Raw genomic sequence first — 16,538 nt, forward strand, 5'->3', positions numbered from 1 at the left:
TGAGGCCAAAAAAACTAGAGTACCCAGTAATCATAGGATTAATCGGGTACTCTAGCTATATTGATGAATATTTCAGGAATAATATTCATCGTATCACTAATTTTCAGAAATAGTGGTTTTGAAAAACGGCGATGGGAGAAACCATTATCGCTATAACTTAGTACCTGTGCTAGTAAAAATGGCGTTTCAAACGAATAAAACCGTTATGCCAGTTGGCCGAAGTAACATTCACGCGGCACATCGAGAAATCTGTGGAAGTTTAGCTTGACTACGGTTGCAAGAAAAAATGGACGCCAGCGGGTTTCTCCACTAACGTCCATTTGTTATTCTGGTTTATGGTTATCTGGTACATCGTCTTTCGGCGACATCGTCATTCGCGCTGCCCAGGACTGCATCTGATCCAAAAAGCGCTTGGACTTGGGATGCACCCCAATCTGGCTGTCATAAATTTCATCCATCAGCTGGCGCAGGGCGTGTTCCGTTTGCGGCTTGACGTTGATCGAATGCACGCGGTCCAAGTCGAGGACGGAAAATTGGCGCAGATAATAAATCGTGCGTTGGGCCAGATGCAAGCGCCGCGGGTCCATTTGCCAATGTTGCTGGCAGAGTAGGCCCCCATAGCTTTCCGAATAGTCGAAGGGCAAGTCCGTTCGGCCGCAAATGGCGCATCCCTGCAGCTGTGGCGCCACCCCAAAGGCCGGCATCAACTGAATCTCCACGATGTTGGTCACGATGGCTGCGTTCACACCGTCGTCGATCAGCGTCAGTGCGCGTTGGACCCGGTGATACCAGTCTGGTAGCGGCTGACTGTCCGGAAAGGCCTGGTCGACCAAGCTCATGATATAGGTCGCATACGCGTTCTTGAAGATATCCGCACTAATGTTTTGAAATTGCCTGGTCTCTCGGGCCGTGCGAATGTATGACAGCCCGTCGTCAGCAATATCACCGACGTAGCTACCGACCGTAAACGGCAAGATATCCGCCACCATCTTGAACCCTTTTTTCTTCGCACCACGGACCAGGAACATCTTCTTACCAAATTCCGCGGTCAAAAACTTGATCAGAAAGTCGCGTTCAGCGTAATCTCGCCGAAAAAGGAGGATGCCGTGAAAATCCGTTACGTTTCGTGCCACGACTCATCCCCCGCTTTCACTTTTATAAATCGTCCTTGCGGTACCCGTAGGACTTCAACAAGCTGGCCTTGTCGCGCCAGTTCGGTTGGACCTTGACCCACAACTGGAGGTAGACCTTACTGCCCAAAAGGTGTTCGATGTCTTGGCGGGCCATGGTTCCGATCTTCTTAAGCATGCTGCCGCCCTTACCGATCATGATGCCCTTTTGCGTCGGCCGTTCCACGATGATGGTGGCCTCAATGTGCACGTGGTCTTCGTCTTTTTGTTTCATGCTTTCAATTTCCACAGCCACTGAATGCGGCACTTCTTCACGCGTCAACATGAAGATCTTTTCGCGGATCAGTTCACTGACCACAAAACGTTCGGGGTGATCCGTGACCTGGTCTTCGGGATAGTACTGCGGTCCGTTTGGCATTTGGTCAACCAACCCCGTCAAGAGCTCATCGACGTTATTGCCTTCCAGCGCGGAAATTGGGTAGACCGCTTTCCATGGCAAGGCCGTTTGGTACTGTTCCATCACTGGCAACAGGTCGTCTGGCTTGACCTGGTCGATCTTGTTGATCAACAGGTAGACCGGCGCCTTGATGCCCTTGAGGCGGTCAATGATGAAGTTGTCACCGGCCCCGCGCTTTTCAGCGGCGTTGACCATGAACAACACGGCATCGACTTCGTTTAACGCGGACATCGCCGACTGGACCATGTAGTCGCCCAGCTTACTCTTAGGCTTGTGCACCCCCGGCGTATCAATGAAGACGATTTGGGCCTCGTCGGTGGTGTAGATCCCCTGAATCTTGTTCCGGGTCGTTTGGGCCGTATTCGACATGATGGCGATTTTTTGGCCGATCACCCGGTTTAAAAACGTTGATTTCCCCACGTTGGGCCGGCCAACGATGGCCACGAACCCTGATTTATAATTTGGATTATTCATATTTTCCTCCTAGAACCAGCGCATGAACGCCGGTAACATCACTAACGCGCCCACGATGACGGCAAAAATCGCAGCCATCAAGACACCGCCAGCCGCCACATCCTTGGCACGCTTGGCCAGGTCGTGGTAATGCTGCCCCACGACCAGGTCGACGACGGCTTCCACGATTGTATTGAGCGTTTCGGCAATCAGTACCAAGAAGATGGCCAAGACTAGCCACAGCCACTCATTGAGCGTTAACCGCAAGATGAGGCCGGCAATGACGGCCAGACTTCCCACGGCTAAGTGCTTGCGAAAATTGCGCTCGTAGTGAAAGAGCGCTCGCAGGCCATCCCACGCGTGGCCTAATGACTGGCTAAAGGCGCGATTCTTCCCCGTTTGTGGTTGCTTACCGCTTGAGGCCATAGGCATCTAAAATGTCGGCCTGGAGCTTGAACATGACTTTCTCATCTTCTGGCTCCATGTGGTCGTACCCGTTCAAGTGTAAGAAACCGTGGACCACGAGAAACCCAAGTTCCCGTTCGTAGGAATGGCCCAGATATTCCGCCTGTTCTTCTACTTTATCCATGGAAACGAAGATATCACCGATGTTTTCGGGAATCTCGGCTGCCATTTCTTCGTCCATGACCAGTGGGAAATCTTCGTCGGCATCTTCGCCATCTTCAATGGCAAAGCTGATGACATCAGTTGCCCGATCAACGCCGCGGTACTGCTTGTTGATGCGATGGATATCTTCGTTGTTCATCAACGTCACGGACATTTCCGTGTTTTCGGCTAGCTTCAGGTATTTACCGGCGTACTCCAAGACGTCCTTGATCATGTCAACGTGCTTGGCAGGAACGCCATCTTTGGTTTTATCGTAAATCTCTAAGTCCATTATTTCTTAGCTCCATTTGGTTTAGTATCGTTGGCCTCGTAAGCGTTGATGATGCGGGCCACGACTGGGTGACGAACGACATCGTCCGCGCTAAAGGTAACAAAGTTAATGTGTGAGACGTTTTGTAAAATGTGTTGTGCTTGGATCAACCCAGACTTGGCGTTGTTCGGCAGGTCGATCTGAGAAATATCCCCGTTGACGATCATCTTTGAGCCAAAGCCCAGCCGCGTCAAGAACATCTTCATCTGCATGTTGGTCGTGTTCTGCGCCTCATCCAAGATGACGAAGGCCGACTCCAAAGTCCGCCCGCGCATGTAGGCCAGCGGGGCGATTTCAATCACGCCACGATCCATTAAGCGCGTCGTATGTTCAGCGCCTAAAATGGCGTACAGGGCGTCGTAAATCGGCCGCAAGTAAGGATCAACCTTTTCCTTTAAGTCCCCCGGCAAGAAGCCCAAGCTTTCCCCCGCTTCCACGGCGGGCCGGGTGATGATCAGCTTCTCCACGTCACCGTGCTTTAAGGCGGCTACGGCCATGACCACGGCCAGGTAGGTCTTCCCAGTCCCGGCTGGGCCGATACCAAAGGTAATGTCGTTGTGCTTGATGGAATCAATGTATTGGCGTTGGCCAAAGTTCTTGACCCGCACTGGACGGCCCTTGGCGTCATTGATCAATTTTTCGGTGTAGAAATCTTTGAAGTACGTGAGGGTACCCTTATTCGCCATCTTCATGGCACTGATGACATCAGCGCTGTTCAGCTTGATACCCTTGGCCAACAGGTCACTCATGTTCCGTAAGATAGCCAGCGTTTGGTTCACGGTCTCAGCCGCACCGGAGACTTTGATTGAATTGCCAAAGGGCTTGATCACAACGTTTTGGCCCTCTTCCAGGATGGTGACAAACTGATCCTGCGTCCCTAACAGACCAACTTCGTCCTCGGGGCGTTCCAAGATATATTCTTTTTCAATCGTTGCGTTCTCAGTCAAATACGGTGGCTCCTTTATTTTAAATTTTTAGGTCGTTCGTGTGGCACTGGCCGGGAGCTTTTCCCGTAAAATCACGGTAAAAGCGGCGGTCACGTGGCGATGTCCGGTTAGCGTGTCAGCCAACCAACACCTGCCAGAGCCCAGACCTCTGATACTCAAATTTTAGCATACCGCCGGGGATTGTAAAAGGATTCAGCGTGAAAAGTCTGGTGGATGAGAATTGCCTAAGTTTTTTACCCCAACTGAAGGTGTTTCCCAGAGTAGGTGTAACTGCTGGTTGACAGCGAAACCTGTTTTCACCAATCTCAGCGGTCAGAATGCTCTTGAACCAGTATTCAATGTTTTAGACACAAAACGACAGCAATTTTCAGCTGTCGTTTTAACAATAATTCACAAGCTATTTAACAGTCATTACCAGCTTTTTATTAGCAGTAACATATTGCCCATTTGAGAGAATAAATCTAGTTGTTAGATTATGCCTCTTGATTCCTGTTATTGTCAGTGTTTTACCCTGCTTAACGTGTTTTGTTTGATTAGTCAGGTCCATATTTTTGTAGACATTAATTCCTGACTTACTGAGGACCTTGATCTGCTTAGCAACCTTCTGATAATAAACTGGAGCAATGAAGTCCTTCTTAGCCGTAACATACCCGGTCTTACCGGCCGTCTTACTGTTGTGGTTGACATCTTTAACTTGATAGCGCAGTAGCCCAGCTTTTGAATGTGCATAGCCAGTTACGACAAACATTGGACGTTGAGTTCGTTTTGCCTTTGCATATTTGACAATTCTTTGGGACTTCTTGAAGGTTGGATTTTGATATAGATAGAACGTCTTTAATCCGAAAACGGCTGAACGCTTAGGGGCAATCGTTGCCGTTTCCAAAGCTTTAACATTCAGTGTTACCGTCATTGTTTTACCATTATCCGCTTTAAGAATGACATCATAGGTGCCTGGCTTACTTAGGTCAGCTTGACTGGTATCCACGCTGACTGGAATCGTACTTCCGGCACTATCCGTTGCGTGAGCGTTAAACGTTTCAGCGGTTACTTTTTGGCCAACAGTGATTGTTGCTTGTTTGTCAGCCGTTAAACTTGCAGAATCAGTTGAACTTGGTGAGGTCGTTTGACTACCAGGCTTCACGTAATGAACGGTGGTAACATTATCTTCTTTCTGATTATCAAAGCCAACGGTCACAATCTTTTTATCAGGAACATATCCTTCAACTGCTGGGCTCTCAATATCTGCTGACGCTTTTCCTTCGTAGCCAGTAATAACAGTATCGCTCGCAGCTTTAGATCCATCAGGTAATACGTATTTAATTGTCATTTTATAATTGTTCTTCTTAATATAAACAATGAAGTCTGGCAATAGATAATCAGAGTTTGCATTTTCAGCACTAGCCGTAACTTTCCAAGGGGTCACAATTTTCTGTGCTTCTGCTCGCGTTTTTTCCATGTCGACTGATGAATTTGGAAATGTTGACAAGAAATTATTGGCAGTGTCTTCAACGAATGAGGTACTTACAGGCCCCCCCTCAGCCAGAATGTCATTCAACCTCGTAGTAGCTTCCGGAGCTAATATAATGTTATTTGAATAGTCAAAAATGATATTGATTTCGTCATATGCATTTTTATGCTCTTGATATTGAGACTTCATCATCTCATGCAAAAAGTTGTTAGCTGTGTCGCTCTTATTAACATAACTGCCATCAAGCTGTCCCTTGATGAAGCCGGCTCCTCCCCCAATATTTACTTTGTTAAGACTATCTTCTTCAGACTCCATAAAGACTTTCATCCCAAAATAATAAAATGGTGTCGTCTCCGCAACCGCCTTTTTAGAATTTGTAACTAGTCCTAGAGCGAACACGACAATTATGGTACAAAGACTTAACAAAATCCGCTTAAATATTCGTCTATTATGCATTATTCTCACCTCGTTACAATTGTACCATTTTAGACATATTTTTGGCCATAAAATATTGATAGATGCAAGTACAATTTGAGACTAAAGTCGGCACTTCAAGGGGCACAAAAAACGGTTCAATTATAAATCCACATATTCAAACAAATGATTTATAAACTGTGACAACCCTTTAGTTTGCTCCCCTCCGACCTCCACCACCGGGTCTAACGGCTCGTACCGAGCCTAGCGCAAGAAGCGCGCTTAGTGATAAGTGATTTGAGAACCGTTTCAAAAGGAAAAGAGCAGCTCACCCATTTTCTCCAGTTTTTCGTTCGACGCCACAAAGTATTGTGAAGCTATCGTCAAGCATCCGCCATACGATTCAAATTTAGATATTCAGCGTATCACAGAAGCCGCATACCAGTTAGCTTAAGATGAACACCAACGTGGCAATTACGAACAAAACATGGGAAAAACTGAATTAGAATCCCTGTCGTACCAACCCTTCTTAGAATTGACCACTTAAATTCCTTGAAAATCTGGCCTTGAAAATCAATTAACGTTCGGCTCAAAAACAATTTCCGGTACGTTAGTCAGTCCCTCGCCAAGATGGCATGTGCTAAATGTAGTTGCTATCTGGATGAGACGACAACTTATACACTGAAGGCGGAAACTGGCTCTGCTACGTTGGAACTGGGGTACATGACGGCGCAAAATAAGAATGCGTTATGCTAGTACCTGAAATGTGCTGGATTTCTTCGCCGTTTTGAAAGGTGTACTTTAACGCACTTAAAAATTTCATTTTTCAAACGAAAAAGCCCGGGTACGCGGCCCAGACCCTTTGTAACAGCATCACAATGATGTTGCGGCTTACTTATTTAATTGGGCCTTGACCGTCTTATTAACGATGGCCCCGTCGGCCTTGCCCTTTACTTGCGGCATGACCACACCCATGACCTTACCGAAGTCGCCCATGCCACTAGCGGACACCTTGGCAATGCTGTCGGCCACGATCTTAGCAATTTCGTCTTCACTCAATTGCTTAGGCGCATACTTTTCCACGATAGCGATTTCGGCCTTAACGCCTTCCACCAAGTCATCCCGGTTGCCCTTGGCAAATTCTGTCATGGATTCCTTGCGTTGCTTCAATTCGCGGGAAACGACCGTGAGTTCTTCATCAGTGGTCAGGTCGTGACCTTGCTTGACCTTTTCATTCGTCAAAGCGGCCTTCATCATCCGAATCACGTTCAGGGAAAGCTTGTCGTGGGCCTTCATGGCCGTCTTTAAATCAGTGTTGAGTTGGGTTTCTAAACTCATGTCATGTCCTCCTAAAAATTATGGTTACTATTTAGTGTACACCTGATTGTCGTCAACGTCAGTTATTCAAAGCGAAAAATATTGACGACCGCTAATAAGGCCCTGGCTCGTCCACAAAAACGCTGATTGAACTAACCACTGAGGCCCTCAGAGGCTTCACAATTGTTTTCCCCCGCGATTTGCGGTAGCCTAGCCCTAACACAGAAAGGAAGTTTGCTATGACAGATATGCGGGCAATTGGGTTTACCCAAAACCTACCAATCACGGACGAACACAGTTTTTTCGCGTTTTTTGAGCCCAAGCCGACACCAACGGGCCATGACATCTTGGTCAAGATCGTTGCCACCTCGGTGAACCCCGTCGACACCGCCGTGCGTCGGGGAACGACCGAAAAGCTAGCACAGCCCAAGGTCGTGGGCCACGACGCCTATGGCATTGTGGACGCCGTGGGTGACGCGGTTAGCCTCTTTCACCCCGGTGACCGGGTTTGGTACGCCGGCTCCTTCAAACGGCCAGGGACGGACAGCGAGTACCATTTGGTCGACGAACGCATCGTTGGCCCAGCGCCACAATCACTGAATCCGGCCCAAGCCGCCGCCATGCCCCTGACTGCACTAACGGCCTGGGAAGCCCTCTTTGAACAAATGCACCTGAGTATCGACACGCCAAAAGCCAACGCCGGCAAAACCATCTTAATCATCAACGGTGCCGGTGGTGTGGGGTCCATGGCCACACAATTGGCGCACCTGGCTGGCCTGACCGTCATTGCCACTGCCTCACGCCCAGAAACGATTGCCTGGACACAAGCACACGGGGCCAATCAGGTGGTCAATCACCGCCAGGACTTAGTGCCTCAGGTCCAAGCACTCGGTTATCCAACGGTGGACTACATCTTAGAGCTAAGCAATCTGAACCAGCATTGGCCAGAGATTACGTCATTGATCCGGCCCAGTGGCACCATCGTTTCCATCACGGGAAGCGACACCCCCATTGACCTGCGCGCCTTGAAACAAAAGCGGGCCACGTTTGCCTGGGAATGGATGTTCACCAAGTCCTTCTTCGGTACGCCAGATCTGCTGAGTCAACACGACACACTGACCCGGGTCGCCCAGCTGGTGGACGCCGGTGACCTGATCACGACACTAACCAAGACCCTCTCACCGATCAACGCCACCAACTTGCGCCAGGCCCACGAACTGGTCGAGTCTAACCGCATGATCGGTAAGGTCGTCTTAACCAACGCACCGCAATAATGGTTTCCTTAAGAATTTGGGCGTTGCGTCCAAATTCTTTTTTTCGTAAACAAAAACCCCAGAACAAATACATGTCCTGAGGTCTTTGAGTTAAATACAAAAAAGCTTTTAGTAACGCTTCTTCTTGGCTTTACGCTTACGCGCAGCTTCTGATTTTAACTTTTTCTTCACACTTGGTTTTTCGTAAAATTCACGCTTACGGTATTCTTGTAAAGTACCGCTACGGGAAACCGTACGTTTGAAGCGCCGAAGAGCGTCGTCAAAAGACTCGTTTTTGCGAACGACTGTCTTTGCCATATAAAATTCCCTCCCTCCGAGCACAAGTAATAACGTCGGTTGGAATTGCTCCACCGGCGTAACGGTTCTTAACTATTATACATAATCACTCAAACCGCGTCAATAACACAAGCAAATAAATTTGAACCGTTTTATCTGCCGGGGTACACTAGAAGAAAACATTAGAGGAGTTGCTCGCCCATGCAGCAAATTACAATTTTCGTGATTTCCGATTCATCTGGTGAAACCGCCCTCACCGTTGCGCAGACGGCGGTTTCCCAATACCCCGCGGTTCAGGCCAGTTATCAGCGGTTCCCGTTTATCCAAACCGACTCGATTCTAGACGGTATTTTGAATCTAGCCAAGAAGCAACGAGCCATGATTTTCCACACGCTCGTGAGTCCCAAATTAAGTCAACGTGTCCGTGAATTTGCGGATAAAAATTTATTACATCATTTTGACTGTATTCAACCGGCCATGGCCGTGATGCATCAAGCCACTGGTTTGGAACCAGAAGGCGTGCCTGGGTTGGTCCACAACCTAAACGATACCTATTTCGACCGTATCGCCGCCATGGAGTTCGCCGTGACCTATGATGATGGGAAAGACCCCACTGGCCTGTTAAAGGCAGACATCGTCATTTTGGGCGTCTCACGGACGTCTAAGACCCCGTTGTCCTTGTTCCTGGCCAACCGTAACCTACGCGTCGCCAACCTGCCGCTGTCGCCCAAGACACAATTGCCCGATGAGCTCTGGCAGGTCGACCCCAAGCGTATCTTTGGCCTGACGAACAAACCGGACATTCTCCGTAAGATTCGCCAAGAGCGGATGATCTCTTATGGTCTCCCCGCCGACAGCGCCTATTCCGACACGAAAAAAATCACGGAGGAATTGGATTACGCACAGAAGCTCTACAAAAAGATTGGCTGCCTAGTCATTGACGTGTCCAACAAGTCAATTGAAGAGACGGCGACGTTGATCATGGAAAGCGTGGATTATGATTTGATCCCGCATCCCCTGGCCGACTAACTAGACGCTAACACAAAAGGTGATTTTCTGAAAGCCAACCGGCCGCCAGAAAATCACCTTTTTTATCTATATTTTGACAATGTCACGGTATGAACTGACCGCCTTCCGTGTCCGTCAAATATGAGCCGGAACGCGGCGGGACGAGCCGAAAAACGCGTCTCAAAGACGCCAGTTCCCTAACGCGTCAAAAATGCCGTAAAGGCTTTTCCTGCCAACGCATCAGCTTCCAGCTCTGGATTGAACTGCTGATGCTTGAGCATGGCGACTTCATACCCGTGAGGATTGACGCCGTGTTTGCGGTCCGGACCGATCAACGGCGTTTCCATGATCTTGGGCACCGTTGCCAGTTGGGGATGATGGGCCACGTTATTTAAGACGTCAAAGCCCAGGGTTCCGTAACCGATGTTGGTGTGACGGTCCTTGTGACTTCCCTGTGGATTCTTGGAATCATTGAGGTGAATGACCTTGAGCTTGTCCAGGCCGATCACGTGGTCGAACTCCGCCAAGACCCCGTCAAAGTCCGTGGCGATTGCGTAACCGGCATCGCTGGTATGACAGGTATCGAAGCACACGGACAGCCGGTCGTTGTGCGCCGTGGCGGACATGATGGCGGCCAGCTCCTCGAAGGTCCGGCCCACTTCCGTTCCCTTACCGGCCATCGTCTCTAAAGCAATTTGCACCGGTTCATCAGCAGCCGCCAGGATTTCATCCAAGCCCTGCGCGATTTGGGCAATGGCGGCATCCGGTCCGGCACCCACGTGAGCGCCCGGATGCAAAACGATTTGCGTGGCCCCCAAGGCCGCGGCACGTTTGACCTCGGCCGTCAAGAACTCGACCGCAAAGGCGTAGTTCTGGGGCTTGGTCGTATTGCCCAGGTTGACCACGTATGGGGCATGGACCACGACAGCCCGTTGGTCATGATCTGCCATGTAGGCCTTGCCCGCCGCAATATTTAGCTCATCAATGGGCTTGCGCCGCGTGTTTTGCGGTGCGCCCGTGTACACCATGAAGACATTTTCATCATAGCTGGCTGCTTCTTCCGCTGACCCCAGCAACATGTCTTTCCCTTTCATGCTCACGTGTGATCCGATTAAAAATTCTGTCATTTTGACGCACCCTTTCCGTGTAAAATCACCTGCACCACTTGTTGACTCGCCGTGCCGTCTTCCCAATCACAAAATTTGTGATAAAAAGCCGCTTGGCGTTCCTGATAGCCTGGAAAATCACCGTTTTGTCGCCACTGATCCAGTTGTTGATAAAAAGCCGTCGCCGTGGTGACCAGGGGACCAGGAATCTCGCGTTCATAATCAAAGTAGAATCCCCGCAACTGGTCACGGTAATGCTCCAGGTCGTAGGCGAAGAATAATTCCGGCCGTTTCAGATTGGCGAAGTCAAACATGACCGACGAATAGTCCGTGATCAACAAATCTGAAATCAAATACAACTGGGCAATATCCGTTTCCGCCAGCACGGTCACCCGGTCCTCGAACCCGTGAATATCAATGGCGTCCTTGACCAAGTAGTGTGGCCGAATGATCAGGTGGGTTCCCGCCGGTACATGGGCAAAGAACGTGGCCAAATCAAAGGGCAAATCAAACTGATACACGCCAGGACGCACGGCCATGTCATCCCGCCAAGTCGGCGCATAGGTCACGACCGGCCCGCTCACCTGTCCCAGCAGACGTTGCCGCAGCGCCTGTTGTGCGGCTGCGTCGGTGGTATAGAGGACGTCGTTTCGCGGATAACCGATCGACAAGAATTGATTTTTGAAACCAAAAGCCGACTTGAAGATCTCCTGCGAATAGCGATTCGGCGCAATCAAATAGTTCCACCGACTGGCAGCCGTCTTGAACTGTTGATGATAGTCGGCCGTACTGGTACCGGGAATCGCAACGTGGGTGATGTCGGCCCCCAATTTCTTCAGGGGCGTCCCGTGCCAGGTCTGAATCGTGGTCGTGTGTCGATTGGACCGCCACCAGTTGGGCAGCCGGGAGTTCAGGACCCAAAACTCCGCGCGGGCCATCAAATAGACCCAGCGTGGCGTGAAGCGTTTGACCAATTGAATCTCCGGGTACTTGTCCTTGAGACTGGCGTATTCCCGGGGCTTGACGCTGAAATAAGCCGTGTGGGCGTAGGCCGGATCGGTCTTGAGCAATTCGCGGTAAATCGCCGCCGGATTATCATTGACGTCCTTACCGTTGAAACTTTCAAAGATGACTTGTCGCCGCTTAATGGGTAAACAAATAAGCCCATCGTTCAACACGATGAGCCCATAGCGAGCAACGAGCTTCAATGACTGGATGAGACTGTGTGATCGCGTCATTTTAGCGTGCTCCTTTCAAATTAAATTAAATCAACGAATCGTGACCGGAACTTGTAGTGCAAGTGAGACCCAATCAGTAAGACGAAGATGACGAATAACCAGAATTCTAGCGTCAATAGTGGGTGTTGCCAGAACCAGCCGGTCCCGATGAAGGATTCCCGGAACCCATTTACGATGTAGTAGTATGGGTTCAATTCCAATAAATGGACAAATGGTGCCGGGAATGACGTGGTCACAAAGTTAAACAGCACACCAGACACGTAGAATAACATCCGCATGACGGACTGCAACAGGATGTGGTAGTCCCGCACTAACAAACTAATGCAGGAGTTCAAGATTCCCAAGGCCACCAATAAACAAATCATGGCGAAGAAGTAGTAGATCCACTGGAACCAAGATACCTTTGGATAAACGCCGTTCAACAGACCGATGAAAATCGAGAAGACCATCATCGTCCAAAATGAACTCAGATTGCTGACGATCTTGATCGTTGGTAAGGCGGATACCGGGAATTTCATCTTGGCCACCATATTGACCCGTTGGTAGATACTCTTTGACGCGTCCAACGTGGCCCGGTTCATGAAGAACCATGGTGTGATCCCGATAACCATCCAAGGCAGGTAACCCACTCCGTTTAACGGCTGGCCGTGCTTTAACCCGACACCGAAGACTAACCAGTAGATGGCGATTTGAATCAAGGGATATAAGTACTCCCATGCCAAACCTAAGTAGTGACTCTGATAACTTGCTTGGTCCTCATAGCGAGAAATTCGGAAAATAATGCCGACACTCGAGAACTGTTCTTTAAATAAGGTCATGACCTCTTTCAAGGCACTGCACTCCTTTAATTTTAATCGGATAATTGCGCAAGGTAACGGGCAACCACGCGTTTAGTCGCGTGGCCGTCATTGGCGCGATTCCAATGTTGATTGAATTGGGTAAGCTCGGTTGCGGCATCCGTCTCGATAGCCGCAGCCAATTGGTCGTTGGTCGCAATGACCGGACCGGGTAACCAGTCCAACAAGTCGGCTTGCACGCCGGGGTCTTGCCGGTAGGTTGGTAAATCAAAGAGGTAAAACAACAGGCTGTGCGCATTGGGCAATAGACTGTAATCGAAGGCCACTGAAGAGTAATCCGTCACCAATGTTTCGGCGACCGTCAATAGCTCCGTCGTGCTCAACGTTGGTGCGGCTACTCCCTGCGGCCCTAATTGTCGCTGCAGGTCGTCCGCTGTCGTTGCCAATGCCGGGTGGAGTTTGACCACCACTCGAGCCGTTGGATCACGCCGTAACGCCGCGTCTAAGCCCTCTGGCGGTGTGAACGTGACCCCTTCACGGTAGGTTGGCGCATACAAGATGACGCGGTGCCCCTTTAAGGCTGGCGCTTGTTGCCATACCCGCTGCTGGGTGGCAGCCACCCAACTGGCATCTTGTAGACGGTCCGATCGTGGATAACCCAGAACCTGCATCCGCGCTAACGGCACGCGATAACTGGTCGCAAAGACCTGACCCATGGCTGGGGCACCAACGACGTACTCATCGAAATGGTCGTAAACGGCCTGAAACCGCCGCTGATCACTCGCTGAGCGCTGAGCCGTGGTGGGGTCATCCCAGCCAAAGCGCTTGATGGCACCTGCCGCATGCCACAATTGGACAATGCGCATGCGCCGGGGATGGTAAAGCCCGCCCAAGAAAGCGTAATAGTTATCGCAAAATAAGATCCGGGCCCGCATGATCTGCGGAATTCCCGTGAAAACAAAGGGAATATTATCCTGAAACGACCGCACAGTGATTCCCGCCGCAGCTAACTCATCCGCCGCAGCTTGACACTTCGGCCGATAAAAGACCACTAACCGGTGACCAGCGGGCATTTTCGCCGCCAACGCCTGGATAAATGGCAGATTATCAGCAAAACTTAAGAGGTAAACCACGTCCTTTTGGCGGCGCCCCGCCCACAGTAGCGACATCAGTCGTACTAACCACAAATAAATCTCTTTCATGTTAATCACCAATATCACTAAATTTCGCTGTCCATAACACCGAGAATTATACCACATCTACCGGCGGAACCTAGCAGTTTTTAGCAACCTTTAACAGTTTGGGGCCAAACTATCGCTAAGTTCTAAGAATTTGTTAAGTTCACTGGCTAACTGGTCACAAATTGGCCGGCGCTTTCGTTTGTATTGGTGTGAGGAAAATATTGTCCGTGCTGGCCACTGGACATGAACTGGCCGCCTCCCGTCCGTCAAATATGGGCTGGAACGCGGTGGGCGGACCGGACCGAGCCTGAGAAGCGGTCTCGGCCTCGCTTTGAGCCGAAATTCACGTCTCAAAGACGCCAGTTTTCTAACCAGCCAAGACCGCTGCTAAGAAAACTCCCACGGCTGAGCCCATATTTGACGAACTTCCGGCTACAGAGATGTTCAACCACAATCAGTTTAATGCTTGACAACAGGCGAGCTGCGGTCAACTCTGATTCAATTCAGCGTCGATTAACTACCACTTCACCATTTACTATAACTTAACGCATTTGGCTGAAGGTACCCAGCGACACAGATTCCCGATTTCCCAACTCACTCCTCCAACAAAAAAGGTCGGACCCTCGCCCGACCTCGCAACTTTACTATTGGTTTCTTACCACTTTGGCTCGTAGAAGTGACCCAACACCTTGACCGTATCCGAGATACTGACAAAGGCCTTGGGGTCCGCCTCTTCCATCGCCGTTTCCAGTGCATCCATTTCGTATCGGGTAATCACTGTAAACAGAATCGTCTTCTCATCGTGGCGATACGCCCCTTCTGCCCCGTGGACGATGGTGATACCGCGGCGCATGTGGTTTTGAATACTGTCGATCACCGTCTTGGGCCGATCCGTAATGACCATGACCTGCATCCGTTGTTGACGGGTGAACGTCATGTCGATGACCTTGGCGTTGACGAACAGTCCCAACGCTGAGTACAGGGCGTATGGCCAACCGTAGACAAAGCCGGCACTGATGACAATCAAACTGTTAAACGCAATGTTGATAGTCCCCATGCTCCGGCCCGTTTTTCGCCGCAACACAATGCCGATGATATCTAACCCACCGGTCGAGATCCCATTTTTCAGTGCAAATCCGGTCCCAAATCCGTTGACCGCACCCCCGAAGATCGCACAGATGATCGGGTCGCTGGTCAGGTGGACGGGTTGGATCACCCGAATCATGACCGAAGCGAACAGGACACAGATAAACGTAAATACCGTGAAAGACTTACCAATTTGTTTCCAAGCCAGAAAGAACATGGGAATGTTGATCAAGAACAGCCCTAGCGCCGTCGTGATATGAAATGCGCCTAGACCGGCCGTTAAACTGTTGACCAACTGCGCTAACCCAGTGACCCCGGAAGAATAAATATGTCCCGGCGTCCAGAAAAAGTTCACCGCAATCGACACCAGAACCCCGTAGAAAAAGGCAACGGAGAACTTTGCCGTATAGGTATGCCGTTTTAACAACTGCTGCACATCATCCATGATTTAAATACCGACCTCGCTTATTCGTTTGTCATACTTCATACTATGCTCGGCTTAGTATAGCATTTAATTACCGTTTCGGCCACGGCAAACGCCAGGTTTTAGCAGTTTCTAATCTTTCTGAGGCAAATTGACAGTTCAGTTACAAAACCATCTTCAGGCAACACTATTCCTGCATCCAATGTTGCTTGATAAAGGCTTCACGACCACCGGCTTCTTGTTGCGCCATCCGCGCTGGGTTCTTTTGATAAAATTGTTGGTGGCGTTCTTCGGCGGGATAAAATGGCTGGGCCACTTGAATTTGCGTCACGATTGGTTTCGTAAACTGTTCACGGTCCTGCAAGGCTTGACGCGAGGCCCGTGCAATCTTATCCTGAGCCGCACTGTTCACGAAGATGACCGGCCGATAGTTACTGCCACGGTCTTGGAACTGGCCACCGGCATCGGTCGGGTCCGTCTGTTGCCAGTACAGCTCGACCAATTGCTGATAGCTAACGACTTGTGGGTCGAACCAAATCTTCACGGCCTCCGTGTGCCCCGTCGTTTGGCTCTTAACTTGCTCATAAGTTGGATTGGCGACCGTGCCGCCCGTATACCCAGAGAGCACCTTCTTGATGCCGGGGAATGTCTCAAACGGCTGAACCATACACCAGAAGCAGCCGCCAGCAAATGTTGCAGTTTCCGTTTCACTCATCATAATCACTCCAATTTCTAATGTTTCCATTACACGACTTTTTGCCGGTCAGGTCAACCATTTTGCTAGAAAATCCGTAATTTTAGCCTGATAAACCCACCGCTAAGGAAACTCCCACGGCTGAGCTCATCTTGGACGCGACTCCCGGCTACAAAGGTGATTGCTAACATCAACTGCTTTAGCCCCGATGACAGCTAGTTGGCAACCACTGACTGACGTATGAGCCTCACTTAACTGGTCCAAAGAACCTCAAAAAGAAAAAACCACTGTCCACCCTTCTTAGGTAGTCCAGTGGTTCTTCATTTAAAGT

At 49.9% G+C, this 16,538-nt stretch carries 16 protein-coding genes; 2 read left to right on the forward strand and 14 right to left on the reverse strand.

The window, feature by feature from the left end; genetic code table 11:
* Window positions 1–323 precede the first annotated feature (323 nt).
* The 7 genes from recO to NGM66_RS12735 form a co-directional block, all read right to left on the reverse strand.
* Window positions 324–1,133 carry a DNA repair protein RecO gene (gene recO, locus NGM66_RS12705; RefSeq protein WP_208909564.1) on the reverse strand — a complete coding sequence of 270 codons (810 nt, stop codon included), beginning with the start codon at window positions 1,131–1,133 and terminating at the stop codon, window positions 324–326.
* Window positions 1,134–1,155: 22 nt separating this feature from the next.
* Window positions 1,156–2,061, reverse strand: coding sequence for a GTPase Era (era, locus tag NGM66_RS12710; protein ID WP_208909563.1), 906 nt, complete (start codon window positions 2,059–2,061; stop codon window positions 1,156–1,158).
* Window positions 2,062–2,070: 9 nt separating this feature from the next.
* Window positions 2,071–2,466, reverse strand: coding sequence for a diacylglycerol kinase family protein (locus tag NGM66_RS12715; protein ID WP_373418491.1), 396 nt, complete (start codon window positions 2,464–2,466; stop codon window positions 2,071–2,073).
* Entirely contained in the window at window positions 2,450–2,938 is a 489-nt protein-coding gene (ybeY, locus tag NGM66_RS12720) for an rRNA maturation RNase YbeY (protein ID WP_208909561.1), read from the reverse strand. Before ybeY ends, NGM66_RS12715 begins: the two co-directional genes overlap by 17 nt.
* Window positions 2,938–3,924, reverse strand: coding sequence for a PhoH family protein (locus tag NGM66_RS12725; protein WP_208909560.1), 987 nt, complete (start codon window positions 3,922–3,924; stop codon window positions 2,938–2,940). Before NGM66_RS12725 ends, ybeY begins: the two co-directional genes overlap by 1 nt.
* A 397-nt stretch (window positions 3,925–4,321) precedes the next feature.
* Window positions 4,322–5,719, reverse strand: coding sequence for a DUF5776 domain-containing protein (locus tag NGM66_RS12730; protein WP_258115769.1), 1,398 nt, complete (start codon window positions 5,717–5,719; stop codon window positions 4,322–4,324).
* Between the two features lie 978 nt (window positions 5,720–6,697).
* Window positions 6,698–7,144 carry a GatB/YqeY domain-containing protein gene (locus tag NGM66_RS12735; protein ID WP_208909558.1) on the reverse strand — a complete coding sequence of 149 codons (447 nt, stop codon included), beginning with the start codon at window positions 7,142–7,144 and terminating at the stop codon, window positions 6,698–6,700.
* Window positions 7,145–7,371: 227 nt separating this feature from the next.
* Here NGM66_RS12735 and NGM66_RS12740 point away from each other — a divergent pair, with 227 nt between their 5' ends.
* Window positions 7,372–8,397 carry a zinc-binding alcohol dehydrogenase family protein gene (locus tag NGM66_RS12740; RefSeq protein WP_209280024.1) on the forward strand — a complete coding sequence of 342 codons (1,026 nt, stop codon included), beginning with the start codon at window positions 7,372–7,374 and terminating at the stop codon, window positions 8,395–8,397.
* Between the two features lie 108 nt (window positions 8,398–8,505).
* Here NGM66_RS12740 and rpsU read toward each other — a convergent pair whose 3' ends face one another.
* Window positions 8,506–8,694, reverse strand: a complete 189-nt coding sequence (rpsU, locus tag NGM66_RS12745; RefSeq protein WP_125575857.1) for a 30S ribosomal protein S21 — start codon at window positions 8,692–8,694, stop codon at window positions 8,506–8,508.
* A 180-nt stretch (window positions 8,695–8,874) separates the two neighbouring features.
* Between rpsU and NGM66_RS12750 the strand changes: the two genes are divergently transcribed.
* Complete coding sequence (locus NGM66_RS12750) at window positions 8,875–9,702, forward strand: pyruvate, water dikinase regulatory protein (RefSeq protein WP_208909556.1); 828 nt, start codon at window positions 8,875–8,877, stop codon at window positions 9,700–9,702.
* Window positions 9,703–9,878: 176 nt separating this feature from the next.
* Here NGM66_RS12750 and NGM66_RS12755 read toward each other — a convergent pair whose 3' ends face one another.
* The 6 genes from NGM66_RS12755 to msrA form a co-directional block, all read right to left on the reverse strand.
* Window positions 9,879–10,808: a deoxyribonuclease IV gene (locus NGM66_RS12755; protein WP_258115771.1), complete on the reverse strand. Its 930-nt coding sequence runs from the start codon at window positions 10,806–10,808 to the stop codon at window positions 9,879–9,881.
* The gene (locus NGM66_RS12760; protein ID WP_208909554.1) at window positions 10,805–12,025 is read right to left on the reverse strand and encodes a CDP-glycerol glycerophosphotransferase family protein; all 1,221 of its coding nucleotides are present in this window, start codon (window positions 12,023–12,025) and stop codon (window positions 10,805–10,807) included. The genes NGM66_RS12755 and NGM66_RS12760 overlap by 4 nt, the downstream gene beginning before the upstream one ends.
* A gap of 20 nt (window positions 12,026–12,045) precedes the next feature.
* Window positions 12,046–12,855, reverse strand: a complete 810-nt coding sequence (locus NGM66_RS12765) for an ABC transporter permease (protein WP_208909553.1) — start codon at window positions 12,853–12,855, stop codon at window positions 12,046–12,048.
* Window positions 12,856–12,875: 20 nt separating this feature from the next.
* Entirely contained in the window at window positions 12,876–14,024 is a 1,149-nt protein-coding gene (locus tag NGM66_RS12770; protein ID WP_208909552.1) for a CDP-glycerol glycerophosphotransferase family protein, read from the reverse strand.
* 634 nt (window positions 14,025–14,658) lie between these two features.
* Window positions 14,659–15,534, reverse strand: a complete 876-nt coding sequence (locus NGM66_RS12775) for a YitT family protein (protein WP_125575863.1) — start codon at window positions 15,532–15,534, stop codon at window positions 14,659–14,661.
* Window positions 15,535–15,700: 166 nt separating this feature from the next.
* Window positions 15,701–16,258: a peptide-methionine (S)-S-oxide reductase MsrA gene (msrA, locus tag NGM66_RS12780; RefSeq protein ID WP_258115772.1), complete on the reverse strand. Its 558-nt coding sequence runs from the start codon at window positions 16,256–16,258 to the stop codon at window positions 15,701–15,703.
* Between the last annotated feature and the right edge of the window lie 280 nt (window positions 16,259–16,538).

It is taken from the genome of Levilactobacillus yiduensis (genome assembly GCF_024718525.1).
In the GTDB taxonomy this organism is placed as follows: Bacteria; Bacillota; Bacilli; order Lactobacillales; family Lactobacillaceae; genus Levilactobacillus; species Levilactobacillus yiduensis.

Coding starts and splice junctions, on each gene's coding strand:
- NGM66_RS12770 (WP_208909552.1), bottom strand. CDS start 14,024: ATGAAAGAGATTTATTTGTGGTTAGTACGACTGATGTCGCTACTGTGG.
- NGM66_RS12760 (WP_208909554.1), bottom strand. CDS start 12,025: ATGACGCGATCACACAGTCTCATCCAGTCATTGAAGCTCGTTGCTCGC.
- era (WP_208909563.1), bottom strand. CDS start 2,061: ATGAATAATCCAAATTATAAATCAGGGTTCGTGGCCATCGTTGGCCGG.
- rpsU (WP_125575857.1), bottom strand. CDS start 8,694: ATGGCAAAGACAGTCGTTCGCAAAAACGAGTCTTTTGACGACGCTCTT.
- NGM66_RS12755 (WP_258115771.1), bottom strand. CDS start 10,808: ATGACAGAATTTTTAATCGGATCACACGTGAGCATGAAAGGGAAAGAC.
- NGM66_RS12775 (WP_125575863.1), bottom strand. CDS start 15,534: ATGGATGATGTGCAGCAGTTGTTAAAACGGCATACCTATACGGCAAAG.
- NGM66_RS12730 (WP_258115769.1), bottom strand. CDS start 5,719: ATGAAAGTCTTTATGGAGTCTGAAGAAGATAGTCTTAACAAAGTAAAT.
- NGM66_RS12740 (WP_209280024.1), top strand. CDS start 7,372: ATGCGGGCAATTGGGTTTACCCAAAACCTACCAATCACGGACGAACAC.
- NGM66_RS12735 (WP_208909558.1), bottom strand. CDS start 7,144: ATGAGTTTAGAAACCCAACTCAACACTGATTTAAAGACGGCCATGAAG.
- NGM66_RS12715 (WP_373418491.1), bottom strand. CDS start 2,466: ATGGCCTCAAGCGGTAAGCAACCACAAACGGGGAAGAATCGCGCCTTT.
- msrA (WP_258115772.1), bottom strand. CDS start 16,258: ATGGAAACATTAGAAATTGGAGTGATTATGATGAGTGAAACGGAAACT.
- NGM66_RS12750 (WP_208909556.1), top strand. CDS start 8,875: ATGCAGCAAATTACAATTTTCGTGATTTCCGATTCATCTGGTGAAACC.
- ybeY (WP_208909561.1), bottom strand. CDS start 2,938: ATGGACTTAGAGATTTACGATAAAACCAAAGATGGCGTTCCTGCCAAG.